The sequence below is a fragment of the Planctomycetaceae bacterium genome (assembly GCA_041398785.1).
Classification (GTDB): Bacteria; Planctomycetota; Planctomycetia; order Planctomycetales; family Planctomycetaceae; genus JAWKUA01.
Genome location: JAWKUA010000002.1, coordinates 1 through 26,239, shown reverse-complemented (window position 1 = coordinate 26,239; position 26,239 = coordinate 1). Strand labels below are relative to the sequence as shown.

The window sequence follows — 26,239 nt, the reverse complement described above, 5'->3', positions numbered from 1 at the left end:
GCTGATCAGACGGCGGTTGAACGGTTGCTGCATTCGTGGGTTCGGCCGTTGCCGGAGCTCCGGGCGCACCACCGGCGTATCCGCCCATGCCAACGCCCATGCCAACGCCCACGCCACCGCCGAGTCCGCCACCGCCGAGTCCGCCGCCGCCTATGCCACCACCGGCGCCGCCGAATCCGCCACTGCCCATTGATCCCTGCATCCGGCCGCTGCTCCGATCGCCGGATTGGTTCATGCGGCGGCTTGATCGAAAAGTTCACGTCGGCTGTCAGACGGCTGTCCCCGCCCTGACCACCCTGCTGACCGTTCGCCACCAAACCTGCAACTTGTCCGCTGAAGTCGTCGCGCGGAGCGTTCATTCGCCGCACCTGGTCGAACAGTTCCTGCCGCCCGTCGAACGGCATCCCTCCACCCTGACCACCAAACTGCTGTCCTCCGCCCTGACCGAATAGTTCATTCGTGCCACCCATCAACTCAGGTCCCACATTGAAGTCGAAATCAACTCCGATCTGTTCAAAGACGGAGCCACGATCGCCGGCTGGCGTTGAAACAGACTCCGCGGCGTCAGTGAAATAGCTGGAGGCGGCTCGTTCGCTTAGCGAGAGCGTTCCGAATTGCAGGACAAGAAACAGCAGGACACATCCGGCACCGCACACCGCCAGTGACTTCCACCGCCGCCGCACCATCAGGACCGTTGCCACGAACAGCAGCAGCAGGAAGATGGCCGTCGGGATCAGCTTCTGCCACAGAGTTCTTCCGGTGGGAAGCTGGAATGCTGAGCCGAACCGTTGCAGCCAGCCAGGTTGATCCATGCCGTTCAGCGGATGAAACCCGCCGTCGTGATCCAGCAGCAGCGAATCGCCGGGGTAGCGGACGTCCCAGGTCTGTTCCAGAATCTCAATCGGCTGAGCCGTGCCCTGCTCCGTGTCGATCGACAGCGAAACCGAATCCTGCCGCGTTGTTCCGAAGCCGCCGAATTCATCGCCCGGAGTTTCGAAGAGGATCTCCAGAGTATGCTCGGTCCGCCCTGTGTCCGTCGGGATGGCGACCAGATAGTGATCGCCGTCGCGGCGCACTTCGATCGCTTCGCCGTTCAGCACGGTCGACCACAGAAACGTGTTGTTCGATTCCGGCAGCGAGAATCTGAGTGTCTGGATTCCCACGCATCGCAGATGCACCGTGGCGGCTCGCTGGATTGAGCCGGTATCGCTGAGCAGGCTGACGTTTTCGACGGTTTCGCAGACGGCCGTCGGGACGGGCTGAGTATCAAACCGCGTTTCGCTGACCACCAGCGAATAATCGGGCTGAACATAGCGGTACACCAGAGCCGTGCGCCGGCTGGTCCGTTCCGCGGGAGCATTCACCAGCCCGGGATCCGCCGACGTCAGTCCCGACATTGCGCCTTCGGCCGCCGCAAGCTGCTGTTCCGGCGTTGCTTCAAACACCAGCAGTCCGTGCTGCCGCACCGCACCGGGAACTCGCAGCAGCGGAGCGGCAATCGGATCACCGGCGGCTCGGTCGTTTTCGATCACGGTCTGCAGCGTGACCGATCCGGCAAACCGGTGGTCAAACGTCAGGTTGTAGGCTCGCAGCCCGTCAACCGGTTCCGCGGGCGACTGTTCGGTGATGGCAATCTCCGACGGAACCTGCTGCTGATCGAAGCCGGGAACCTGGCCGATGGACGCTACCGTGAACCGCAGTTCCGCTCCGGCGTCTTCGGGAACAAGCAGTTGCAGCGTTCGTGTCGTGCCGTTGGTGACATCGACCGTGATCGTGGCCAGCGTGGTCTTCTGACGGGAATCCGCCCACGTCCGCAGTTCGGCTCGCGCGGACATACGCACCGGACGGCGTGCAATGGAAAGCTGACCGGAAAACGTCGTCCCCTGAGTTTCAAACAGCAGCGAATCGCCTTCGGTCGCGATCGGCACCAGTCCCTGAATGTCCACCGGAGCAACCTCCAGATCCGATGCCGCGGAGACTCGGTAGCTGCCGGCCACAAGCGTGGCCTCCGGAGCTGACACAACGGGCAGTGGCAGTGACTGAGGCGTTTCCGGATCAGGAATTGATCGCCGCATCCGCAGCGTAAAATTCAGCAGTTGACCAGGGGTTACGGCAATCAACGGTTCCACGACAATCCGCAGCGGGTTGCCGTCCTGGACGTTTCCGACCGGACGCCAAAGGACCGGCTGCTCAGAGCCGCCGTTCAGGTTCTCGATCTGCCAGCCCGCCGGCAGACTGAGTTCCAGCTCAAAGATTGCTTCATTCAGCGGTTCGACAGTCACATCAACCTGAAGGCTCGACAGTGTGTCGGAAAAGCTGAGTATCGAGTTCACCTGGCTGAACAGTTCGCGATCTCGCGGCCGCACCGCGACGGACAGACTGAAGTCCTGCAGCCAGAAATCGAATACGGATGTGTCGGCGGCGCTGATCGGCAGTTCGTTGACGCTCAACTGGCGAATCCCGGTGCCCGCTTCCGAACGCAGCCGCAGCTGGTCTTCGTGCGAAACGTTCAATCGTCCCGTGTGAGCCGTCACATTGCTGAACTGCAGCGTCGGGATCTGCGTGGCGCGGCCGCTTTCCGCCGCGGCGACACCCGCGATCGACACGATGCGGTCGTCTGTAAACGGCTGGCGATACGTCAGCACCGCGCGAGTGAACCCGGACCGCTGCGGATCGTCTTCCAGCTTCCAGGATTCCAGACCCGTGCTTTCGACGGACGTGACTTCCAGCGACGAAGGAACGCTGGCAATGATCTGATTGACGGGAGTTCCGTACACCGTGATTCGTGTCTGAGATTCCCACCGCAGCGTGTCGACGGACAGCCGCGCGGACGCCGCTGTTCGGGCAAACACCAGAGTTTCCGCTTCTGACTGGCGGCCTCCCGACGTCCAGCGGATGCGGACCTCGGACAGGGATCCGATCGGTAACTGATAGGTGGCCGCCTGATCGACAGCGGCCGGACGTTTCAGTGTCAGATTGTTGACTTCGACGGACTGGTTTTCGCGGCTGGCGATTTCCAGTGTCGCCGCGGCGTTCGGCAGAACTCCAAACACGGCAACCCGATCGCTGCCAACCGTTCCCAGCGGCGTCGACAGCTTCAGAGTCAGTGTGAACCGCCCCGATTCGCGATGCAGCAGCGTGATCGTTGCCGGCTGCTGAGGATCCCTGCCGACAAACGCCGGCTCGCCGTCGATCGTGGCTTCCTCAAGGTCCAGATGTCCCGCCGGGATGCTGACCGACTGCCAGTCGTCGATGAACTGTTCAACGTCAACGCGAAGTTCCACGACGGCGTGGCTGTCCACCTGCCGGACGGAATACGCGGCCGATCGAACGGTAATCGTCGCCGGGATGTCCAGATGACGTTTGCGCGCCAGGTCGGCTTTCTGCATCAGAGATTCGAACTCTGTTTTCGGCAGCATGACTCCGTTGGGAGTGCGTTCGAAGATGACATCCAGCTGATCGGCCGGAACGTACCTTTCGCGCGCCAGATTCGGTTCCTGAGCGATCGCCGAACCTGCCGCGACACAGACCGCCACGATCATCGCGGTAAGACTGGACAGCAAAGCCCGGGCAGCAGTCCGCGGACCGGTCGGCTCGGCGCGCCGCGTCGTGACGCGCCGGGGCTTTTCGTCCCAGCCTGAAGTGAAATATTTCGGCGCCGTCATTTTCCACCTCCCATCAGGTCGTCCATGGCCTTGCGGACTTCGGGTGACGGGACCACGGTTCCCGGAGGAAGCGGTTTTTCCGCCGCAGGTGCCGGATTCATCGGGCGAGGTGATGCCGGAGTACCCGGCGGCGGACCGGGATTCGGCGGTGCCGGATGATTCTGGTTGTGATTCTGGTTGTGGTTGTGATTGCCCAGAACCAGACCCACCAGCCACATACCGGCGACAGCCAGCAGTCCGGGAGAACTCGCCGTCAGCGTCTGCATCGCGGCGTGGCTGTCGTTCAAAGCCCAGACGCAAAGCGCGACGCAGGCAAGAATCACGATCGTAATGCGGTTTTCCCAGGACGTGCGCCGCAGGACGAATCCGACAAGTATCAGCGTTCCGCACAGAACGCCGACCAGAAACGGCCGCTTCCACCAGTCAATCCGGATCGTTGCCTGTGGCCCGAGTGCGCGATAGACGGTGACGTTTCCCTGCCGCGCGAAGTCGGATGACGCCGCTCCGGAATCGCCCACCCAGTCGTCGAGTTCCGCGGCGGCCCGCGGAGTCGATGACGACCGCAGAGGATTCCACGACCACACTTGTTGTCCGATGATGGTCCAGGATTCCGGTTCATCAAACTGAGAAACGTCGTCGGGAGTCCAGACGGCGACGCGGGTTTCCTGCACGACGGTTCCACCACTGCTGTCGCCGGTGATTGGCAGTCGCAGCACCTGCGTGCCGCCTCGTTTGTCGTAGGGAAGGACTGTCGGTTCGCCGGGATTCGACGCGTCGACAGTCGCTTCGATAATGGGGCAGCGGAACTGAAAGGACAGCAGAAAGCTTTCGTCCGACGTGCCTTCGCGGCTGATGTTGATGTAGTACGGATCCCAGCCTTCCGCGGCCTGCACGCCGGCTGCCGCTTCGAAGGTGGTTCGCTGGCCGTTGATCAGCGGAGCCTGCAGATCGGCTCCGTCGGGCAGATCGATCCGCAGTCGCTGACGTTCGCTGCTGGTGATGCGGAAGCGGGCACGATAGGCGGCCAGCCGCTGTTTTTCGGTCACAATTTCCACGGCGGCTCGCGAAACAACGGTCGCCACAACTTCGTGAACTTCGTGCTTGCGGACCGTGACAGTTGCCGAAGCCGGCTGCGAAAAATACCGGAACGCCAGGTAGCCTTCCTGCGGCGTCAGTTCCAGCTCACGAACGTCAATTTTTTCGACCGTGTCGCCGACAGCCTCCGCGGCGATCGACAGCGATTCATGTCTCAGCAAGCGGATTTCACCCTTTGTCTGAGTCAGCGTGACGCGGCGCTTGTCGGCCTGGTCCTCGTCGAATGGCGATTTCACCTGCGGAGGCTGCAGTGTCAGCGTCTGTTCGGCGGCATCGGCTTCCATGTCCTGCAGCGGCACTTCCCAGTCGACGGCCAGAGCGACTTGACCGGTGACTTCGTCCTGAAGAATCAGCGTCCAGGTGACCAGACCATCAACAGCCTCCGCCGCCTTGTTGCGCTGTTGAATCACGTGGCTGGCGTTCAGCGACCGGAATCGGACATCGCCGGCGATCGCTTCAGGAACAGCGATCAGGTAGGTGTCGATGCCGGCATTGCGCACGTCGAAGCGAACCACGCTGCTGATTTTCATCAGGTCCGGATCGATGGTTGCCGTCGTGGCGACGCTGGCTGAAAGCTGAGCCGGGCGGGGTGATGTTTTGATGACCAGGTTGACGGGCCGCTGCGTGTATTGCCACGACGAAACTCGCTGAGCGTGGCCGACGGCGGCCGGATCAGCCGCCGGAGCCGGAAACGCGCCGGTGGTATTCTCGTCCAGTGTGATCACATTCAGGTATTGCGGGGCGAACACCGCGATGCGGCCCGTTTCACGCTCGACCCCGACAGGTGTGATGGTTGGCAACGTCGTTTCGACGTTGTCCGACGTCGAATCGAACGGCTGGTGAGCAGTAATGTCGACGATCACGGTGCCGACGCGTTTTTCCGTCAGGGACAGTGTCAGCTTGCCGGCATCCTGGTCGACATTGAATTCGCTCATGCCGTCGGCCTGCACCGTGTCGATCGTCAGCGCTTCCGGAAATTCCAGCTGCAGTTGGAAGACACCGGCTCGCTCGACGTTGTACGTCAGTCGTGTCACCAGCCGCAGGTCATCATCACCGAAGATCAGGCGCATGCCCTGATCGACCAGCAACCGCGGTTCGACGGGTTTCGTCCGGACGATCAGGCGACCTGTCATGCCGCTGAATTCCCACGCCTGCGCTCCCGGCGCGGAAGCTTCCTTCAAGGTGGCTGCCGCGTCGATGCGTTTCATGCCGGACTGTTCCTGCACCAGCATCGTCAGTGACGGATCGATGCTGACCGCAATCCGTCCGGATTCGCGGACCACGGAATCCGCGTGTACTCCCGCAAGCACGCCGCTGTCCGGAGATTTGCCGACAAGCTGAAACGTGTCACCGTCCGGGACGCGCTCGGTCTGGACATCGATCTGAAATCTGCCGGTCGCGGGAGTCAGCAGTTCCACGCGAATCTGCTGATGCGTCGTACCGACCGCTTCGGTGTTCCACGACCGAATGCGGCCGTTGCCGGACACAACGTCGATAATGCGGGCATCCGGTGGAACGAGAATTGTCACTTCGCGAAGTTCGCCCCGCAGGATTTCGTAGTCCAGCGATGTCGTTGTCTGAATCAGACCCGGTTCGATCCGCACGGAACTGACGTTGGTGACGCTGGTCAGCAGGTCCATCACCGGCTTCGTTCCCGCGCGCGGATTCCACTGGACGTCAATCTGTTCCGTCGCGCCCAGGCTGGCTTTGACCACCGTCTGCTGGTCGTTGCCGCCGTCCGTCGGAAGCAGAACCTGCACGGGATTGATCGTGACGGTCTGGTCCGGTTCCGGGATCGTCAGCGACAATTCGCTGATGCCGACGGGGGGAGTGCTGAGCCGGAACGAACGCGCTTCCGGCGAAGTCCTGACCGTCGACAACAGTTCGATTGTCACAGTGTGCTCGCCCTGACCCTTCAGCAGCAGCGAATACCGTCCCGTGCCGATTCCCTGCAGGATCGCGTTGTTGTCACCGGCCGTGACTTTGCCGACCGCAGCGTCACCGAATGCCAGCGGCACGCGAGCCCAGCCCTGTTCCCGCAGAACGCTGATCCGGAACTGGGCCTGAATTCTGACGACATCCTTTTCCACAACGCCGGTGAATTCCGACTTCGTAATGATGGCGTCGGGAGCCGGCAGCCTGCCGCCCTGCCGATCCAGATAGTTCTGCAGCAGCTCGACGTATTGCGCGTAAGGAATAACGGCGGACGCATCCTGGTTGTCGAATACCTTCTGCAGTTCTCGAAACGGCACAAAGATCAGCCGATCCCACTTGCTGACGGAATCGTCCGCGGCTCCCGTTTCGGTTTCGTCCGGCGCTGCCGCCACCGCGTCAGGATTCTCCGTGGCCGGGTCCTGCCCCGCCTGTTCCTGCGCAATGGCGGAGTGACTTGTGACGCTGAATGCGAATGCGACGAAGATCAGCCAGCAACGGGTTGAGAAGTGAACGGGTGACGGCATGCCATCGACCTTGTCTGGAAAGTGGTGTTGAGCCCTGCTCGGTGTTCTTATGGATTGCAACCCGACAGCGTTAACCGGACGGATTTGTCCCGCGGCTGCAGAAACTGCGAAAAGCAGCGGTTGTCATGGTTCTCGCAGCCATGCATTCTGAACGCTGCCAGGACCGCCCTTCGAGACCGCTACCGTGCGGATTGCGCCGAATTTACATTTTGCGCGGTCGCTTTGGGTTTCCTAACTGACAATTCTACGCGGAAGTCTAGTTCGCCGATCGTCAGTGGACAGCTTGCGGTCCTGAAGTTGCAGTGTTCAAACTGGGTAATTCGTTCAAGGAATTTCGGAAAGCAAATCTTCGCAACCACCCCGGCAACGCGCGACTCTTAGCTGCAGCGATTGACCCGGATTTCGGCCCGCCAGCCGCTTGACGGGAGAGTGCCCGCCTGCCGACGAGCACCCGAAAACACGTTCGGCTTCGCACCGACCACAGCTGGCAGGATGCGTCTTGCGAAGACCGGGAGTCCAACTTTCCTCGCACCGGACGAAAACGCAGCGCTGCGCGGTTAAGATAATTGTGTCCCTTCCGTTTCAGCGAAATTTCTCATGCCATCTACGACTGAGCGAAACATCAGCCTGACAGACGTCCGGCAGCGGTTGATCGAACGTATCCGGTCGCTGGAGTCGGTCGCGGTGGCATTTTCCGGCGGCGTCGACAGCGCGGTTGTGGCGAAAGCCGCTGTCGAAGCGGTGGGGGAGAACGCGGTTGCCGTGACCGCCGTCAGCCCGAGTCTGGCGACTGCCGAACGGAACGCGGCTCGCGAAGAAGCGGTGTCGATCGGCATCCGGCACGTGGAAGTTCATACCACCGAGTTCCAGCGACCCGAGTACCAGGCCAACGCCGGCAACCGCTGCTTCTTCTGCAAAGACACGCTGTATTCTCTGGCGACCTCAAAGCTGAAGGAACTGGGCGTCGCGTGCATCATCAACGGAGCCAACGTCGATGACCTTGGCGATCACCGTCCCGGAATGCAGGCGGCGGCGGATCACGCAGTCGTCAGCCCGCTGATCGACGTCGGCATTGACAAGGCCACCGTCCGGGAACTGGCTCGCTACTGGAAACTCAGCGTTGCCGAAAAGCCTGCCTCGCCGTGTCTGGCCAGTCGAATCGCGTATGGCGTGGAAGTTACGGAGGAGCGCGTCCGGCGCGTGGAACTCGCGGAAGCGTTCCTGAAGCAGATCACAGGACTGCGGGAACTGCGCGTTCGTCACGAAGCCGACGAAGTGGCTCGCATCGAACTGCCTTTGTCCGACTTAGCGCAACTGATGGATGACCGCTGCCGTGAGGAAGTCTGTTCGCACTTTCGCTCGCTGGGGTTTCGCCGGATCACGCTGGACCTGGAAGGCTTTCGGTCCGGCAGCCTGAACGAAGCACTCCCGGTCGTGGCTCTGGGTGTCGACGCGGAGATAACTGGTGGCTGCAATTTATCCGGAGCCTCGCGATGATTCCGCCAACCATGTCGTCCTTAACCCGGTCACGACGTTTACAGCAAGCAGGCGCATTGCCAGGCGAACAGCGGGTGACCCTGCAGAACGTGTCGTGGGACACGTATGTCTCGCTGTGCGACGCCGACGAACACCGCCGCGCATTGATGACTTACGACAAGGGAACGCTGGAAATCATGTCACCGGGAAGACGTCACGAAGAAGCTGCCCACATCATCGGGCGCATGATCGAGACCTGGACAGAAGTTGCCGGGATTGAGATCGCGGGAACACGTTCGATGACGTGTCGCCGCGAATCTGAACAGCGGGGCTTCGAAGGCGACAACAGCTACTATGTGACTCACGAACGGGAAATGCGCGGGATCCGCGAGTTCGATTCGGAAGTCCACCCGCCGCCGGATCTGGTGGTTGAAATCGACATCAGCACGTCATCCATGAACAAGCTGGCCGTTTATGAATCGATGCGTGTGCCCGAAGTCTGGCTGTTTGATGGTCACACTGTTCGAGCGTTTGCAGCAGATCAGAAGGGCAAGCTGTCGCAGGTGCCGTCCAGTCGCGAGTTACCTGGCTTTCCGTTTGATCAGGTCGTTCCGGTGATAAACGCGGCTGTTGCGGACGGAGAGAACACGGCCATCCGCGCGTTCCGAAAACGGGCTTCGACAGACCTGAATCGCGACGCTTGATCGCCTGGCGGCCGAGTGCTCAGTTCAGGTCGAATTCCAGTTCAATTCCACCCGTGACGCCGGCGATCACGTTGTAAATGAACGCGTAGACGATGCCGGAAAAGAATCCGGCGGCGCCGTAGGCCAGCGGCGCGACAATGACCATGGCAGTGTCGAACGCGAAGACTTCGACGGGACCCTGCGCTTCTTCCAGAGACACCACCACGAAAATTCCGCCGACCATCAGCCCCATCACGCCGAAAACTTTTCCCAGCGACAGAACACCGACACGTTTCAGCCGCACCGACGTTCGCGCTGCGGGCCAATCGTCGTATTGCGGAGACTGAAACGGATTCGATCACATCACTGTGCTTTCCGAGCGAAAGCCGGGGACTCGACGCTAGCCGATTCCGGGGACTGGGAAGTTGACCGCGAACTCCGCAACTTCGGTTCGAATTCGCGATAACTGTTCTTCACTGTCGGCATGATTCAGCGCGTCCAGAATCCATTCTCCGACGCGCTTCATTTCGTCGGTCTTCATTCCGCGAGTCGTCAGGGCGGCCGTGCCGATGCGGATGCCGCTGGGGTCCATCGGCTTGCGCTGGTCGAACGGAATCATGTTCTTGTTGACCGTGATCCCCGCTTTGTCCAGCGCTTCTTCCGCGATGCTGCCGGACAGATCGATGGCGGTGACGTCGCACAGCATCAGGTGGTTGTCGGTGCCTCCGCTGGCAAGACGCAGGCCGCCGGCCAGCAGCGTGTCGGCCAGCGTCTTTGCGTTGTCAACAATCTGCTGCGCGTACTGCCGGAACTCCGGCCGCAGAGCTTCTCCGAAACAGACGGCTTTCGCGGCAATGATATGCATCAGCGGTCCACCCTGCATGCCGGGAAACACACTGCGGTCGAGATCCTTCGCGCGGTCTTTGCCGCAGAGCACAAAACCGGATCGCGGGCCGCGCAGCGTCTTGTGCGACGTGGACGTTACAAAATCGGCGACGGGAACCGGGTTATTGTGCAGTCCGCCGGCGACCAGTCCCGCGTAGTGTGCCATGTCGACCATCAGCACGGCTCCGACGTCTCTGGCAATTTCCGCGAACGCGGCGTGATCGATTTCGCGGGGATACGCGCTGGCCCCGGCAATGATCATCTTCGGCTTGTGTTCTTTCGCCAGAGCCGCCACCTGGTCGAAATCGATGCGATTGTCGTCCCTGCGAACTCCGTAGTGGACCGCGTTGTACAGAATGCCGCTGAAGTTCAGCCTCATGCCATGAGTCAGGTGGCCGCCGTGAGCCAGGTCCATGGCCAGCACGGTTTCACCCGGTTTCATCACGGTCAGGTAAACCGCCATGTTGGCCTGCGACCCTGCGTGAGGCTGCACGTTGGCGTGTTCGGCGCCGAACAGTTCGCAGACTCGCTGCCGAGCCAGGTCTTCGACGGAGTCCACGAAGTCGCACCCGCCATAGTAACGCTTTCCCGGATATCCTTCGGCGTATTTGTTGGTCAGCACGGTTCCGGCGGCTTCCATGACGGCCTCACTCGTGTAGTTCTCCGACGCGATCAGTTCCAGGCCCTGCGATTGTCGAGTGCGTTCGCGACAGATCGCATCCCACACATCGGTGTCGCAGGACTGAAGCGTGGCGTCAGTGGTTTGAACGGTGGGCATTGCAAACTGTCTTTCCGGTAGTGGATGAGGAAACTGCGATTCCATCGTGTGGGGAAACGGGATGTACGCGGGAAAGTTATTCTGTCACCACGAATGCTTTGCGGCGACGCATTCAAATTGGCTCCGACGGGAACTCCGACCGGAATGGTCAGTCAGGGTTTCTGCCGGCCATCCGATCGGTGCTGATCGCGGCGTGGCCTTGCGGAACGGCAGGACGCCGTTCGCGGTGCCGGAATGCAGCCCGCTTTGTTCGCCCGGAATTCACCATTTTCTCAGCGTCAGCCAGTGCGAAACCGGGATTTTCGAGACTTATAGCGTCAATGACCGCGATTGCTACCTCTCGCGGAATTTCGACGGTATCTTCGGGCGACCACGTGCGACGATCGCCGCAATGCGACGTGAACCGCTGCCGGCTGCCGGAGGGTTCAAAGATTTTTGTTCCGGCCGAGTGACAGTTCCATCGTTCTCGGCAAGACTGAGCAGCCTGCACCCGAAACGAATTGAACAACCGTGCCTGACGACAAACCCGACAACCTGCCGCCTTCCGACAATCCGCTCAGCAGTTCGCTGCCGATGTCAGGTGAGTGCGTGACGTTTACCGGCACGCTGGCGTCGATGGTTCATCGCGACGCGGCGGCGCTGGTCCAGCAGTTCGGCGGACGGGCGGTGCATACGATGTCCGGAGCGGTCACGATGGTGGTCGTCGGTGAAGAGGGCTGGCCGCTGGAAGAAGATGGCACGGCCTCTCAAAAACTGATTCAGGCGACGCAGTTGCTCGCCGAAGGCGTCGACATCAGGATCGTCGCGGAATCCGACTGGCTGCATCTGATCGGTCTGAATGATCGACGCGACGAAATCCAGCGATCCTACACACCCGGTATGCTGAGTCGGCTGTTGAATGTCCCCGTCAGGCTCATCCGGCGCTGGGTTCGCATCGGGCTGATTCGTCCGGTGCGGCGCGTCTGCCGGCTGCCCTATTTCGACTTTCGCGAAGTCGCCAGTGCTCAGCGGCTGGCCAGACTTCTGGACGAGGGAGTCAGCCCGGAGAAGCTGGAAAACAGCCTGGCGCAGCTTAGTCACACGCTGGCCGGGACGGATCGTTCGCTGGCGCAGCTAAACCTGCTGGTCCAGGACGAAAAAGTGCTGATGCGGGATTCTCACGGAGTCCTGAACCCGCGAACCGGACAGCGTCTGCTGGATTTCGACGACTCCGGCAACCTGTCGGTATTCCATCCGACGGAATCGGAATCAGCTCGCGACGCCGACGGCGAATGCTTCGTCACCGATGGCAGCAGCGATGATGACGAACCGGTGGCCATTTCCTTCGCGGAAGCTCGATTACAGCTTGACGATCGTGCGATGAGCGACTGGTCGGCCGAAGAGTGGTTTCAGGAAGGCTGCCGGTTGTCAGAAGAAGCCGCGTTTGATTCGGCGATCAACGCGTTTCGGAACTGCCTGAGTCTGCTGGCTTCCGACCACGCCCTGCTGCGAATCGGCGAGCCGCCGCACGTCGCGCGCGTTGCCGACGTGTTTCCGGATCCGGCCGATGTCAACTTCCACCTGGCCGACGCGCTGTATCGCGTTGGAAAAACGGAAGCGGCGATCGAACGTTACCACTGTGCGATTGAGTTTGCTCCGGATTTCATCGAAGCCTGGACACAGCTCGGCTGTCTTCAGGGCGAACGCAGGCAATGGGCCGCCGCCGAAGAATCGCTGGTGACCGCGATCTCGATTCATTCCGCGAACCCGGACGCGCTGCTGCACTACGCTCAGCTACTGGATCAGATGCAGCGGCCTGCAGAAGCCGTGTTGCAGTGGGAAGAATACCTGAAGCATGATTCGCGAGGTCCCTGGGCCGATCATGCCAGGCAGCGGCTGGAGGAAGCTGCCGCAACCGTGGAATGAAGCCACCGGCCTCAGCCGCTCCGCTTTTGAACATTGGTCCTGGCGCGTCGGGTTTCTGTCTGACCGAACCGAAACCGCGTCCCGCGCCGCGATTCACGGTGACGGCAATTCGAGGTGACCGCGAGATTCGCCGGTGCACCGCCTGAACACGGCCGGCCCGAGCACCGCCGCACCGAGCACCGCCGCACCGAACACGGCCGTACTGAACACGGCCGGCCCACAGGTCGGTTCAATGTCCGGTGTCGCCGTGTGCCGCAGCGTCCGACGGACTTTCCGCGACGCTTCTTGCATCGACCGTTCGAAACGTCCACCAGGCGACCAGCGACATGGCCAGCACGGTGTACAGGAACAGCAATGAGAGCATCTTGCCGATGGCCGACCCGGCAACGACATCGTCCGCGTCGAACTGTTCAATCTCCACATCGGAAAACAGCGGCTTCTCGATCTTCGTTTCGGTGGCGGTTTCGGTCATGACGGCGACATGCGTAGAAAAAGGTTCAGGAACGGAGACTTCCGGGCAGTTTTCTCGCGGCAGGATAGCTGGAATTCGCCGCGTCGTCGAATCGAGGATTCTGTTCCATTCGAGATTTTCGAACTCCGGAAGGCCGTCTGACTGCGACCGGCAGAACCGGCGTTTGAAACCGGCTGCCGACTCAGCAGAACTCGCCCGCCGCGGTACCGAACGGTATGGCACATTCTGGCCGCTATTTCGCCGCCAGCAGGTTGCCAAGCAGATTGTCGGTCGGATGCGGATGGCCTCTGTACTGCCGAAAGCCTTCTCCGTATTCAGTTCCGATTTCGTGGCCGCGTTCGGCACTCCAGCGGCGGCTGGAATCCATGTATTCGTCAATGCCGTGCTGCTGTCTCAGCCAGTTCCGCTGGCTGGCATGACAGGCCAGCATGCGCTGTTTGGTTTCAAACTGTTCCGACACGTCCACGATGAAATCAACGGGCTGCCGGTTTCCGAAGTGGTCAATTCCTTCAATGGCGTCCACGAAGTACAGATACGGAATCTTCTCAGCAGCCGGAGCGGGATCCCACTGGCGAGTCTTGTAGTTGGGCACGGACGCGTTGAAGCACGCGTCGCGCACCAGCATGCTGGTGATTTCGTGGTCGTGCATGTAGTCGATCGGCGGTGCGGTCAGGATGATGTCCGGCCGTTTTCTTCGCAGGAACTCGGTCATGCGATTCCGGCTGTCGTTGTCGAACACGATCGACAGGTCGCGAAACTCCAGGCATGTGAAGTCGGCCCCCAGTATCTGTGCAGAGGCCGCAGCTTCGCCTCTTCGAATCCGGGAGATCTCGTCGGCCGAATGTTCGGCGCTGCCGCAGTCACCCGGCGTCATGGTGGCCACGGAAATTTGACAGCCGAGTTCCTTCAGTCGCAGTAATGTTCCGGCGCACTGGATCTCGATGTCGTCCGGATGCGCGTGAATCGCCAGAACGCGAAGGTCAGACGAAGGCTGTGTCATGGCGGGAAAAAGTGCCTGTTTGAGCTGAATCTGAGGTCCCGTGGGATGCCGGAGAACCGTACTTCACGCCGTCATGGAAGTCGAATGAGCACGAGAAAACACCACGCGACGCAAACGTCCGTGCTGCCGCGTCAATGGCAGGGCTGCCCCGCGAACTCTGTGGCAAGTCAAAGGAAAACCTCCTACCGTCCGCCTGCCCGAAAATTGTTTTCCTGAAATCAGCGCGAGCTTCCATGTTTGAATCCACCAACACGACGATCGATCGACCGACGTTTGTCACTCACCTGGAATGTGGATTGACCGGCGAGCGCTGCGAGGCGGACGTCGTCCACGGGCTTTCGAAAGCCGGACGACCGCTGCTGGTGAGATATGATCTGGAACGGCTGGCCGGAACTGTCGACCGAAACGAACTGGCTCGCCGTCCGCCCGACATGTGGCGGTACCGCGAATTCCTGCCGATCCGGCACACGCGAAATATTGTCAGCCTTGGCGAATGCCACACGCCGCTGATCCGACTTGCTCAACTCGAAAGCGGCGCCGGGCGATTGGTTGTGAAGGATGAAGGCCGGTTGCCGACCGGTTCGTTCAAGGCACGCGGCCTGTGTCTGGCTGTTTCGATGGCGAAGGAGCTGGGCATCACAAGAATCGCGATGCCGACGAATGGAAACGCGGGAGCCGCGCTGGCCGCCTATGCGACTCGCGCGGGAATCGAAGCGTTCGTGTTCTGTCCCGACGATACGCCGGAAATCAACGTTCGCGAAATTGCCGCTCAGGGTGCCAGGGTTTGGCGAGTCAACGGGCTGATCAATGACTGCGGCCGGATTGTCGGTGAAGGCAGGAACGCAATGGGCTGGTTCGACTTCTCCACGCTGAAGGAGCCTTACCGCATCGAAGGCAAGAAGACCATGGGACTGGAACTGGCCGACCAGCTTAGCTGGCAACTTCCCGACGTCATCTTCTACCCGACGGGCGGCGGCACCGGACTGATCGGCATGTGGAAAGCCTTCAGCGAACTGCAGCGGATCGGCTGGCTCCGTGGTCGACTGCCGCGAATGGTGGCTGTCCAGGCAGCCGGCTGTGCTCCCATCGTCCGGGCGTTCGAAGAAGGAACGCGTCACGCACAGCTTTGGCAGAACGCTCACACGATCGCCTCGGGCATCCGCGTTCCCGTTGCCGTGGGCGACTTTCTGATTCTGGATGCCGTGCGTGAAAGTAATGGTTTCGCCACTGCCGTTGACGACGAAGCCATCGTTTCGGCACTGACCGAAGTGGCCGGTCGCGAGGGTCTCTTGCTGTGTCCCGAAGGAGCTGCCACGTTCGCCGCCTGGAAACAGGAACTGGCCAGCGGGCGAATCTCGCCGGACGACAACTGCGTCCTGTTCAACTGCGCGACGGGACTGAAGTATCCACTGCCCGAAGCCAGCGCGACTCTGGACTGCACGCGGCCGGTGGATTACCAGCGACTTGCAGTAACGCGGCATGTCCGCACACGGTTGATGGGCTCAGGTTCAGCAGCGTGTTTGCGGCGGAACAACAGCAGCGAACTTTCTGCCGATTTCATGGAAGGGCGTACGTCGAATCGATCGGTACACAGCGATACAATCCGCACACCATCCGGAAGAACCGTTGTGTCGCGCCTTCGGAAAGCCGGCGGGTTCTTTGTCGATCGCCATTCCGGCGGTGTGCGGCAGGGAGCGGGAAGATGCCCAATCCGGGGCTGCTGCGCGAAACTGTTCGCACGTTCGATACTGAGATGTCCACTACGGAGATGAGGAACGGTCCGATGAGTTGCCTCGTTCTCACAGCAAGTGCTCCTCACTGATATGTCTGCCGAAATCCTTGAAGAACAGAAATCGTCCGATGCGAATTCCGTCGGACAGGTTGAAACTCAGTTTACGACGCTGTTTCAGCCACCAAACCGTCTGACGCTGAAGTCCGGTCAGACGCTGGGGCCCGTGACTGTTGCCTACGAAACGTACGGCAAACTCAATGACGCTCGCGACAACGCTGTCTTTATCTGCCACGCTCTGACCGGTGACGCTCACGCCGCAGGGATGCACGAAGCGGAAGACCGCAAGCCCGGCTGGTGGGATGCCTTCATCGGTCCCGGAAAGGGCATCGATACCGAAAAGTACTTTGTGATTTGTGCCAATGTCCTCGGCGGCTGCCAGGGAACCACTGGGCCCGGTCACATTAACCCGGAAACCGGCAAACGCTTTTGCCTGACCTTTCCCTTTCTGACCGTGTCCGACATCGTTGCGGTGCATTCGGAACTTGTGAAGCAACTGGGCATCGATCGCCTGCTGGCTGTCGTCGGGGGCAGTCTGGGAGGCATGCAGGTGCTGGATTGGACCGTCCAGTTTCCGCAGCAGGTGCGGGGAGCCGTGGTGCTGGCGTCTGCTCCGAAGCTGGCTGCACAGGGAATCGCCTTCAACGCGGTCGGACGTCGAGCCATCTACGCCGATCCGGGGTTCCACCAGGGAAACTACTACGACAGCGACGGCCCGCGGTTTGGCCTGGCACTCGCTCGCATGGTAGCGCACATCACGTACCTGTCGGAGGATTCGATTGAACTGAAATTCGGCCGCCGGCTGCAGGACAGCGACAAATTTGCCTTCGACATGCTGAAGGAAACTGAGTTCCAGATTGAGAGCTATCTGCACTACCAGGGCAAACGCTTCGTCCAGCGGTTCGATGCCAACAGCTACCTGTACCTGACGCGAGCGATGGACTACTTCGATCTGGCGGAAGGCCACGGTTCACTGGTCGAAGCCATGGAACACGTGCAGGCTCGGTTTCTGGTCGCGTCGTACGACACGGACTGGCTGTTTCCCACCGGCCAGAGCCGTATTCTGACAACGGCGCTGCTGCAGGCAGGGAAACACGTTTCATTCACGGAACTGCCGTGCGCCTACGGCCACGATTCGTTTCTGATCGATATCGACCCGCTGGCCGAACTTGTCCGGCCCTTCCTGGAACAGACGCACGCAGCGCGGTAAACATCCTGCCCGGAGCCTGTCCCGTCTCTCTTTTTCGGCGCGCCTGCGGAAGTCACGACTCCGACTCGACCGGGTATCCGTCGAACAGTCAAACACCCATGGCAAACAACACACGTTACAAGGTGCCGGATTCGTCCGTTCGCATGACGGACGAATTGATTATGGACCACATCGTCCGCGGCAGCCGGGTCATCGACCTGGGTTGCGGCGACGGCCGACTGCTGCAGCGGCTGCGTGACGACATGGACTGCCGCGTGACGGGAGTCGATCTGGAACGCAGAAACGTTGTCTCGGTGATCAGCCGCGGGCTTCCCGTTGTGGCGGCCGACCTGAACGAAGGACTTGTCGACATTCCGTCCGACAGCTTTGACTTTGCCGTGCTGAGCCAGACTCTGCAGCAGGTGCAGCGTCCGCGAGATCTGCTGGTCGAAATGCTGCGCGTGGCCCGGCGGGCACTGGTGGTTGTGCCGAATTTCGGGCACTGGCGAGTTCGCTACGAAGTACTGTGGCGCGGACGGACTCCCGTGACCGCCGACCTGCCCTACGAATGGCATGAGTCGCCGAATGTCCATTTCATGTCGATGTACGATTTCCGCGAACTGATGCAGAACATCGGCCTGCGAATCGTGAAGGAAAGCCCGATCATCCGAGGTCACGCGGTCGACCGCGCCTGGGCCGCCAATCTGCGTGCTGACAGCGCGTTCTATCTGCTGGAACGCGGGAACGCTCGTCCCGCCAACGCGCAAACACCGGCGAGCAGCGCGACGTGAGTCCGCTTTCACTCCGAGTGGATTGCGGACTTACGTCGCGCAGGTCGCTTCCGTGACAACCAGCGATTTGCGTGCGTTTCGCACGATTCGTTGTGCATCTTCCGGCGTATCGGCCATCGATGTCAGGTGGCCCATCTTGCGGCCGATGCGAGCTTCATCCTTGCCGTACAGATGCAGCTTGATTTCCGGGTTGGCCAGCAGCCGTTCCCAGGCGGGCGGCCCCGGCAGCAAGTGGTCGCCGAGCAGATTCGCCATTGCCGCCGGTCGAATCTGTTCCATCGATCCCAGCGGCAGACCACAGACGGCTCGCACTTGCTGTTCGAACTGACTGGTCACCGCCGCTTCAATTGTCAGGTGCCCGGAATTGTGTGGTCGCGGTGCAATCTCGTTAATCAGCAACCGACCGTCGCTGGTGACGAAGAATTCAACGCACAGCACACCAACCACGTCCAGTGATTCCAGCACCGACCGGGTGATTTCGATCGCTTCGAGGTTCAGCGACGCTGCCAGTCCCATCGCCGGCGCGATCGACACGTCCAGAATGTGATTGCTGTGATGGTTCAGCACCGGGCCGAAGCATTCGATCTGTCCGTCGATGCCTCGCGCGCCGATCACCGACACTTCACAGCGGAAGTCGACCAGTTCTTCGATGATGGCGGACGCATTACCGATGCGGTTCCACGCATCCGCGGTGTCCAGGATCCCTTCAGCGATCGTCTGGCCCTTGCCGTCGTAACCAGCTTCGGCGGATTTCAGAACTCCGCGCTGGTTTGTGGTTTCGGATTGCAGGAATGTCGTGATGTCGTCGGCGGATTGAACGGCGACGAACTTCGGCACAGGCAAACCGGCTCGCTGCAGGGTTGATTTTTCCCGGATTCGATTCTGAGCGACGGCCAGCACATGCGGCCCCGGACGCACCGGAACGAACTGCTCGACGACTTCCACCGTCGGAATCGGAATGTTTTCGAATTCCAGTGTGACGACATTCACGGACTTCGCGAATTTTCGCAGAGCGTCCGCGTCGTCGTAGGCGGCGGAAATCTCGCGATTGGCTGCCTGCCCCGCCGGTGAGTTTCTGTCAGGCGAATAGACGACGATTCGGTAACCCAGTTGATGGGCTGCGAAGGCGAACATTCGTCCCAGTTGCCCGCTGCCGAGCATCCCGATGGTGCTGCCGGGAAGAAAGGTCATCGCTGTTCCTTCTTCAAATCCGCCGCGCCATCCAGCACCTGCTGCTTCATCCGATCACTGTACTGCTGCAGTTTGTCGCGAAGTTCCGGACGGCTGCCGGACAGAATTCGGACCGCCAGCAGGCCGGCGTTTTTTGCTCCGGCATCGCCGATCGCCATCGTGCCGACAGGAACGCCGCCCGGCATCTGCACGATCGACAACAGCGAATCCAGGCCGTTCAGCGCCCGGCTTTGAATCGGGACTCCCAGTACCGGCAGCACCGTACAGGACGCGACCATGCCCGGCAGATGAGCGGCCCCGCCGGCTCCGGCGATGATGACTTCCAGCCCGCGACCGGCCGCCGTCGACGCGTACTCCACCAGCCATTCCGGCGTGCGATGGGCCGACACGACTCGGCATTCGTGAGCAATTTCGAACTCGTCCAGGACATTCGACGCAAGCTGCATCGTCGGCCAGTCACTCTGGCTGCCCATGATAACGCCGACCAGCGGCGAGGAATTCGGAGCGTTCTTATCAGTCATTGGCACGGTTCCGCGGAGAGGTTTGCCGGAGAAATCTAGGCGATCGAAGACGGAAAACGTACCGTCGCCGCGAGTCGTGGAAATGCAGCCAGCCGTGACACGCCTCGTTCTTGCCGCTTCGAACCAGGTTTTCGTCAGCAGCAATCACAGTAACGCATCAGTCGATGTGCGATCCGGCCAGGCCCGCTTCGTTCAGCCTGCGAGTGCCGCTGACGAAAGCACTGCCCTCGACGAAGAACCTCAGCGGCAGATCGTGTGCGGAAGTGACGCCGATCCGCGGTGACGACAGGATCACCGTTTTTGCGGAAGAACCGCCTTCCGCGATCCACAGCCGATTTGTCTTCGTCAGGTTCCAGCCGTTTAGCCCGCGGTCAATCGCGAATGCTTCGGTCAGTCGAGCCGGACCGCGACACAGGTCTCGCAGCGTTTCCGTTCGGCGGCGGTTCTGCATCAGCGGCAAACCCCGCAATCGGCTCAACGGCTCGTATCAACACAGCCGCGCCGCCGCCTTGTGCTTCCGTGACGATGTTGAAGCATTGCCGGGCATGGATCGTGTAGACATACGCTCGCCCGGCTGGACCGAACATCGAAGCATTTTTGCGGTTGATTCCTGACGCGGCGTGGCAGGCAGCATCGTTCATCGATAGATACGCTTCTGTCTCACGATGCGCCCAATGCAGAATCCACTGCGATCACGTCGGCAAATGAGCTTGCCGATCAGTTTTCGAGCGACCGTGACTGTGTCGCGTTCATAGAAGGTGGCCGGCAGAGCGGATGTCGGAGTCACCGTCACGGTTCAATCCTGCGTGGCGGCGGGTTTCGTCATGACCACAAACGCGATGACGGCAAATACAGCTGCGGCGACGGAAAGGCTGTCAGCACGATGCCGAATGTGCGGCTTCAGCGCATGGATTCCGGCTGCCGCCAGCGCGGTGATTCCAAGGGCGGTCAAGGCTTCTCCCGCGATGACGCCTGATGAAAACAGGACTCCCCGGTGCAGCAGCGCCGTGTGTTCCGCTTCCGGTTTGCCTTTCGTGCAGAAATGAGCAATCAGCCCGCCGATCAGGATTGGTATTGCCAGTCCGAAAGGCAGGTACATGCCGACGGCAATCGGCATCAGGTGCGCTCGAAAACCGGCACGGCTGTGTTTCAGCATCGTGTCAATCAGCAGAATGATCATACCCAGGCCGCCGCCGATTCCGATCAATCGCCACGGCAGCTTTGTCTTTCCGGAGAATCCCTCGGCCAGGCTTCGGAACAGCTCTGCCTGCGGTGCCGGCAGTTGCTTGCTTCCGATTCCGCCGGCCGGATTTTCGTGCAGCAGCGTCAGTACCGGGGCCATCACGAACGCAGCGACGATCACGCCCAGTATCTGCATGAACTGCTGACGATAGGGGGCGGCTCCCACGATGGATCCGGTCTTCAGGTCGTTGCAGACGTCGCCGCTCGTGCAGGCGATGCAGCAGACGATGGCGGCGGTCCCCAGCGTCGCAACCATCGCCTGCATGCCGGTGTATTTGAACATCCACAGCAGCCCGCCCGCTACCAGCACCGCCGTGATCGTCATGCCTGAAACCGGGCTATTGGTGTTCCCGACAAGCCCGACGATGTAGCTGGCGACAGCGGTGAAGAAGAATCCCATCACAAGCATCACGGCGGTCGACAGGATCGTGATGCCGCCGTCCCTGGTAAAGGAATAGTTCACGTACCCGAGAGCACCGGCGCAGGCGAGTCCCAGCAGCAGGATCAGCCAGGAGGGAATATCGCGGCCCGAACTGTCGTCGGACGTTCGTCCGGTCACCCCGTCAAACAGATGACGAATCGCGGCCAGCAGACCCTTGCGAACCGAAATCAGCGAACTGAATCCACCGACCACCATCGCTCCCACGCCGACGTACCGGATCTGATACTTCCAGAGGTAATCGGCCTGATCCAGGGCGGATTTGGCTTCCGGGCTGTAGTCCGCTCCGCCGAGCAGCGGGATTCCAATCAGCCAGGCCATCGATCCGCCCAGAAATATCAGCACCGCGACATTCAATCGGACAATGAACCCGACGGCCACCAGCATGGGAGACAGATCGCCGCCAAAGTACGTCACATGGCTGCCGAACAGGCCTGCCGTCTCGATTTTCTCTTTGACAAGTCCCAGAAAGCTGCCGGCGATCTTGAAGGCTCCGCCCAGCAGCCCTCCCAGGACTAGCGTGCGTCCGGCGCCGGCATCCGCGTCCGCCTCGCCGGCTTCAAGAACAGCAGCACAGGCGACGCCTTCGGGGTACCGCAGTTCGTCGTTGTCGACGACGAATACTTTCCGCATGGGAATCATGAACAGGATTCCCAGCAGCCCACCTGTGATGGCGATGATCGTGATCGACCAGTAGTCGAAATGCTGCCAGTGGCCGATCAGGACCATTGCCGGCATCGTGAAGATGATGCCCGCTGCCAGAGATTCGCCGGCGGAGGCGCAGGTCTGAACCTGGTTGGCTTCCAGAATCGTGGAGTTGCTGAACAGCAGCCGAAACAACAGCATCGCCATCACGGCAGCGGGAATCGACGCGGAGACCGTCATGCCGGCCTTGAGCCCGACGTAGACGTTCGCGGCTCCCATCACCACGGACAGAATCAGCCCCAGCACGATCGCTCGCGGCGTGAGTTCAAGCTTCGAAGAATCCACGGGATCTGTGGACATGGTGCAAACTCCGTTTCGTAACGACTTCGGGAAGGGTTCCCGTTTCCGGCGGTCGGAAGCGAAGATGAACCTTACCGACGCCGCTGCCATGTCGCGAGCGTCAACGGGCTCGGACGCGTCCCGCGCATGGACCGGAGAACTGCAGCCAATTCACGCCAGTCCGTGCAGCGACGGATCAAAGCGGCGGAATGCGGACGTCACGCAGGCGGTCGCCGCCAGGGCAAGGGCGACGATACCAGCGATGACTCCCGGCACGAACACGCTGGCGACGCTGGCATGAAACGGCAGCGCCGATGCAATCGCGGCGGCCGCAGGAGCCCACGCAACCAGCGACAGCAGGAACAGCGTGATCAGCAGCATCTTGCCGGTGAACTTCAGGATCGTGCGCAGAAACGCTTCGAAGCCTTCCTGAGTCGGCCGATGCGGGTACAGCAGAAACACCAGGTTATCCAGCGCGACAAACAGCACGGTCAGCGGCAGACAAAGTGCCAGACCGACCACGACCAGCAGCGGGTCAACCGAGCGATAGAACCCCACAGCCGACAGAACAACGACCTGAAACAGGCTTCCCAGCACCACCGGAGTTGCCAGTTGTCCAATCGTGATTCGGGCAGCGGTCATCGGCAGCAGTTTCAGTTGCACCATGTGGTCGCTGTCCAGGCGGAAGTCGAACTTGATGGCTTCCGGAAGCAGCACGAACGTGTAGAACAGAGTACTTGCCAGCACGAAGCCAAACGCTGTGGATGCGTCCGGAATCGACAGCGCCGCGGGACTCATCAGCAGCGCCGGAATCGCCATCGAAATCAGCAGACTGCCCTTGTACTGCAGAACTCTTCGCCATTGACGCCACATGACCGGACCGCACCACGGAACCCGGGGCAGTCGTCCGTCGGCAGCGGCCATCGGCCGCGCGGAGTTTGAACTTCCGGCGGACAATCGCCACAGCTCGCGTTCGCTGCGAATCTGCTGGCGCCGCCACGCTGATTCCAGAGCGATGATCGTCATCGCCATCGTCGCGAGTGTCGCGATCATCGCGAAGAACGTCACCGCAAGTGCCGCCCGGCTTCCCTGACCGGCGATGAATTCCGCGGCACGGAGAAACGGAAACGCGATTGGCTTCACTGCCGGATTCGACAGCAGCGAACTGACAATCACCGTTGCGGGATTCATCTGAAGTTGCGCGGTCGAGCCGGCAGCGGCATCAGGGTTTCGGACTGTTGCTTCCAGCGGAAAGAACACCGCAGCGGCGATCGCGGCGCCAAACACCGCCAGTCGATACGACTGATATCCGCGACGGCTCAGGCAGCACGTGGCCACGTCCATCAGCATGCGAAACAATTCCAGTCCCACCAGGGCCGCGACCAGACCGATCGGGCTGACCCACGAAAGATCCGGCCACAGAATCAGAATGGTCAGCAATGCCTTCGGCAGAGTCGCGGTCAGAATCACCAGGAACCGATAGACCAGTTGTTCGCGAGCCGAAAACGGACCGGCAACGATTTGTGCTTCTTCCGCAGCCGACCATTCGATGGCTGTCTCCGGACGTTTCCACGCGACGCGCAGCACGTGCCAGACCGTCCAGCCCGCCAGAACTGCGGCGAGCCAGTTGCGAAAGACTTCCGGCGGACTCGGTTCTCGCATCAGCATGCTGGCCACGGTCTGTCCGGTCCAGACGACGGCCAGAAATACGATCAGCAGCGACAGCAGCGTTCGTCGCGGCGTGGAAAAAGCCAGCGTCAGCCGGCGCAGTCTCGCGCGTCCGTGAGCCTTCAGCAGTGTTGTCAGTGCGTGATGCATGAATCGGGTTTCGTGGAAGTGCGGCGGCTGCTGAATGAAGTGTGGTTTATTGTCGAAGGTCCGGCGGTCAGCGGTATCGATTGCACAGGCTGTCTGGTCATCGACCACGGGTTAAACGAAGGAATGGACCAGGGTTGCTGCTTAGCGGCGTCACGCCAGCACAGCCGTCGCTTCACTGTGCGGTGACTCGTCGTTGAGTGCGCCGGTTGCCGCAAAGAAGATTTCTTCCAGGCTGACACCTTCGTTCAGGTCAGCGTACCGGAGTCGTAGTTCCGCGACTGTTCCGAAGAATGTCTGTCGGCCCTGATCGATCAGCAGAATGTGAGTACACACGTCTTCGACCATGGCCAGCAGGTGCGAGCTGATCATCACGCCCGCTCCCGCCGCTGCGCGCTGGCGAATTGACTTCTTCAGAGTCCGAATTCCGGCCGGATCCAGGCCCGTCAGCGGTTCATCCAGCAGCAGAGCAATCGGGTCGTACAGCCATGCACAACAGATGGCCAGCTTTTGTCTCATGCCGCGAGACAGGTCTTTCGCCGCAGCGCTGCGTTTGTGTTCCAGGCCGAACTGCTTCAGCAGGCTGTCCGCCTTGCGAGCGGCATCGGTAACGCGATAGGCAGCGGCCGTGAACGCAAGGTGATCATCAACCGTCAGATTCGAGAACAGGCCGGGATCATCGGGCACCAGAGCCAGCCGCTGCTTCACCGCAACCGGATCCTTTTCAACGTCGAATCCGCCGACGTGCATCGACCCGGACGTCGGCGGAATCACGGCCGCGAGAGCTCGCATGGTGGTCGTCTTGCCGGCTCCGTTCGGTCCGATCACTCCCAGAATCTGGCCCGGTTGCACAGTAAACGTCACACCCGAAACGGCGGGGACGCCTTCGTAGGCCTTGTGGAAATCTGTAACGGTCAGCACGGTTGTCGAGGTCACGCGAGTCGCTCCGCAGGTTTGCATCTGTTGCAAAAACCTACGTCACGCGAGCCGCTGAAGCGCCGGAAAAATCGTTTGCGGCCGTTTCTGACGATTGACGATCGGCGACCCGACGCAACTGACACGAAGCGCGCCTGGAAGCAGCTTCTGAGGCTGCAGCCGACGTTCGGACTATCGCTTGCGGCGTCCCTGCCGGCGCCCGGACGCTTTGCCGGGTTTTTCAGGCGATTTTTTTCCGGCCGACTTCCGCTGCGACGTCTTTGTCTTTCGCTGCGAACCGGATGTGGAGGAAGTCGATTGTCGGACGCGCCCTTTTGGCGACGGTTGTTTCTTCGAAGGCGCTGCGGCGGCGGGTGGCTGCTTGTCTGCCAGGCGCAGGTCGAGCTGGCGGCGATCGATGTCGACTCTGGCAATGACGACGCGGACACGGTCGCCCAGGCGATATTGTCGCTTGGTTCGATCGCCGGTCAGCGTCCGAGTTGGCTGATCGAATGTGTAGAAATCATTCGTCAGCGCGCTGATGTGAATCAGTCCCTCGGCCGGGATGTCAACTCCCTGACAGAACATGCCGAAGCTTTCGACTCCCGTGACGAAGGCGTCCATTTCTTCGCCGACGCGAGTGGCCATGTAACGCAGCAGCTTGATCTTTGTCAGTTCCCGCTCGGCTCGCTCGGCCCGGCGTTCGGTGCGCGAACAGTGCTTTCCCAGCTGCACAAGTTCGGCCATGTTGTCCGGTTTCGGTTTCCGTCCGGCTGCCAGGTCGCCGACGATACGGTGAATCGTCAGGTCCGGGTAGCGGCGAATCGGACTTGTGAAGTGGCTGTAATCTTCTTCGTTCAGCGCGTAGTGGCCGAAATCTTCGGGGCTGTATTCGGCCTGCTTCATCGAACGCAGCAGCGCGAAGTTGATGGCTCGTTCTTCCGG

19 protein-coding genes are annotated in these 26,239 nt (G+C 60.9%); 6 read left to right on the top strand and 13 right to left on the bottom strand.

Translation table 11 applies throughout. From position 1 onward, the window contains the following. Window positions 1-5: 5 nt before the first annotated feature. On the bottom strand, window positions 6-3,665 hold the full coding sequence (locus tag R3C19_02300) for a cyclin family protein (protein MEZ6059171.1): 3,660 nt from the start codon (window positions 3,663-3,665) through the stop codon (window positions 6-8). Beyond that, entirely contained in the window at window positions 3,662-7,219 is a 3,558-nt protein-coding gene (locus tag R3C19_02295) for a hypothetical protein (protein ID MEZ6059170.1), read from the bottom strand. The genes R3C19_02300 and R3C19_02295 overlap by 4 nt, the downstream gene beginning before the upstream one ends. Before the next feature lie 597 nt (window positions 7,220-7,816). Here R3C19_02295 and larE point away from each other — a divergent pair. Both larE and R3C19_02285 read left to right on the top strand, forming a co-directional pair. Continuing rightward, window positions 7,817-8,716, top strand: a complete 900-nt coding sequence (gene larE, locus R3C19_02290) for an ATP-dependent sacrificial sulfur transferase LarE (GenBank protein ID MEZ6059169.1) — start codon at window positions 7,817-7,819, stop codon at window positions 8,714-8,716. A gap of 74 nt (window positions 8,717-8,790) precedes the next feature. Further along, window positions 8,791-9,399: a Uma2 family endonuclease gene (locus R3C19_02285; protein ID MEZ6059168.1), complete on the top strand. Its 609-nt coding sequence runs from the start codon at window positions 8,791-8,793 to the stop codon at window positions 9,397-9,399. A 19-nt stretch (window positions 9,400-9,418) separates the two neighbouring features. Here R3C19_02285 and R3C19_02280 read toward each other — a convergent pair whose 3' ends face one another. Next, complete coding sequence (locus R3C19_02280) at window positions 9,419-9,682, bottom strand: hypothetical protein (GenBank protein ID MEZ6059167.1); 264 nt, start codon at window positions 9,680-9,682, stop codon at window positions 9,419-9,421. A 96-nt stretch (window positions 9,683-9,778) separates the two neighbouring features. Then, window positions 9,779-11,041: a serine hydroxymethyltransferase gene (gene glyA, locus R3C19_02275; GenBank protein MEZ6059166.1), complete on the bottom strand. Its 1,263-nt coding sequence runs from the start codon at window positions 11,039-11,041 to the stop codon at window positions 9,779-9,781. Between the two features lie 510 nt (window positions 11,042-11,551). Here glyA and R3C19_02270 point away from each other — a divergent pair. Next, a complete protein-coding gene (locus R3C19_02270) occupies window positions 11,552-12,946 on the top strand; it encodes a MerR family transcriptional regulator (protein ID MEZ6059165.1) in 1,395 nt (464 codons plus the stop codon). Between the two features lie 229 nt (window positions 12,947-13,175). Here the strand turns inward: R3C19_02270 and R3C19_02265 are convergent, their stop codons facing one another. Continuing rightward, window positions 13,176-13,418 carry a hypothetical protein gene (locus tag R3C19_02265; GenBank protein ID MEZ6059164.1) on the bottom strand — a complete coding sequence of 81 codons (243 nt, stop codon included), beginning with the start codon at window positions 13,416-13,418 and terminating at the stop codon, window positions 13,176-13,178. Between the two features lie 232 nt (window positions 13,419-13,650). Then, on the bottom strand, window positions 13,651-14,418 hold the full coding sequence (locus R3C19_02260; GenBank protein MEZ6059163.1) for a PIG-L family deacetylase: 768 nt from the start codon (window positions 14,416-14,418) through the stop codon (window positions 13,651-13,653). Window positions 14,419-14,651: 233 nt separating this feature from the next. Between R3C19_02260 and R3C19_02255 the strand changes: the two genes are divergently transcribed. The 3 genes from R3C19_02255 to metW all read left to right on the top strand — a co-directional run bounded on the left by R3C19_02255 (window position 14,652) and on the right by metW (window position 18,187). Beyond that, on the top strand, window positions 14,652-16,190 hold the full coding sequence (locus R3C19_02255) for a threonine synthase (GenBank protein ID MEZ6059162.1): 1,539 nt from the start codon (window positions 14,652-14,654) through the stop codon (window positions 16,188-16,190). A 51-nt stretch (window positions 16,191-16,241) separates the two neighbouring features. Beyond that, a complete protein-coding gene (locus tag R3C19_02250) occupies window positions 16,242-17,417 on the top strand; it encodes a homoserine O-acetyltransferase (GenBank protein MEZ6059161.1) in 1,176 nt (391 codons plus the stop codon). Between the two features lie 98 nt (window positions 17,418-17,515). Continuing rightward, complete coding sequence (gene metW, locus R3C19_02245; protein ID MEZ6059160.1) at window positions 17,516-18,187, top strand: methionine biosynthesis protein MetW; 672 nt, start codon at window positions 17,516-17,518, stop codon at window positions 18,185-18,187. 30 nt (window positions 18,188-18,217) lie between these two features. On the opposite strand, the gene R3C19_02240 is transcribed toward metW, so the two are convergent. From R3C19_02240 to R3C19_02210, 7 genes are all read right to left on the bottom strand, one after another. Next, the gene (locus tag R3C19_02240; protein MEZ6059159.1) at window positions 18,218-19,378 is read right to left on the bottom strand and encodes a 5-(carboxyamino)imidazole ribonucleotide synthase; all 1,161 of its coding nucleotides are present in this window, start codon (window positions 19,376-19,378) and stop codon (window positions 18,218-18,220) included. Continuing rightward, window positions 19,375-19,899, bottom strand: coding sequence for a 5-(carboxyamino)imidazole ribonucleotide mutase (purE, locus tag R3C19_02235; protein MEZ6059158.1), 525 nt, complete (start codon window positions 19,897-19,899; stop codon window positions 19,375-19,377). The genes R3C19_02240 and purE overlap by 4 nt, the downstream gene beginning before the upstream one ends. Window positions 19,900-20,056: 157 nt before the next feature. Next, window positions 20,057-20,359 (bottom strand): DNA-3-methyladenine glycosylase, encoded by a 303-nt coding sequence (locus R3C19_02230; protein MEZ6059157.1) that lies wholly within the window; start codon window positions 20,357-20,359, stop codon window positions 20,057-20,059. A gap of 336 nt (window positions 20,360-20,695) precedes the next feature. After that, a complete protein-coding gene (locus tag R3C19_02225) occupies window positions 20,696-22,585 on the bottom strand; it encodes an oligopeptide transporter, OPT family (protein ID MEZ6059156.1) in 1,890 nt (629 codons plus the stop codon). A gap of 150 nt (window positions 22,586-22,735) precedes the next feature. Next, window positions 22,736-24,382: a hypothetical protein gene (locus tag R3C19_02220; GenBank protein ID MEZ6059155.1), complete on the bottom strand. Its 1,647-nt coding sequence runs from the start codon at window positions 24,380-24,382 to the stop codon at window positions 22,736-22,738. A gap of 150 nt (window positions 24,383-24,532) precedes the next feature. Then, window positions 24,533-25,315 carry an ABC transporter ATP-binding protein gene (locus R3C19_02215; protein ID MEZ6059154.1) on the bottom strand — a complete coding sequence of 261 codons (783 nt, stop codon included), beginning with the start codon at window positions 25,313-25,315 and terminating at the stop codon, window positions 24,533-24,535. A gap of 171 nt (window positions 25,316-25,486) precedes the next feature. Next, the coding region (locus R3C19_02210) for an RNB domain-containing ribonuclease (GenBank protein MEZ6059153.1) at window positions 25,487-26,239 on the bottom strand (753 nt) is incomplete at its 5' end.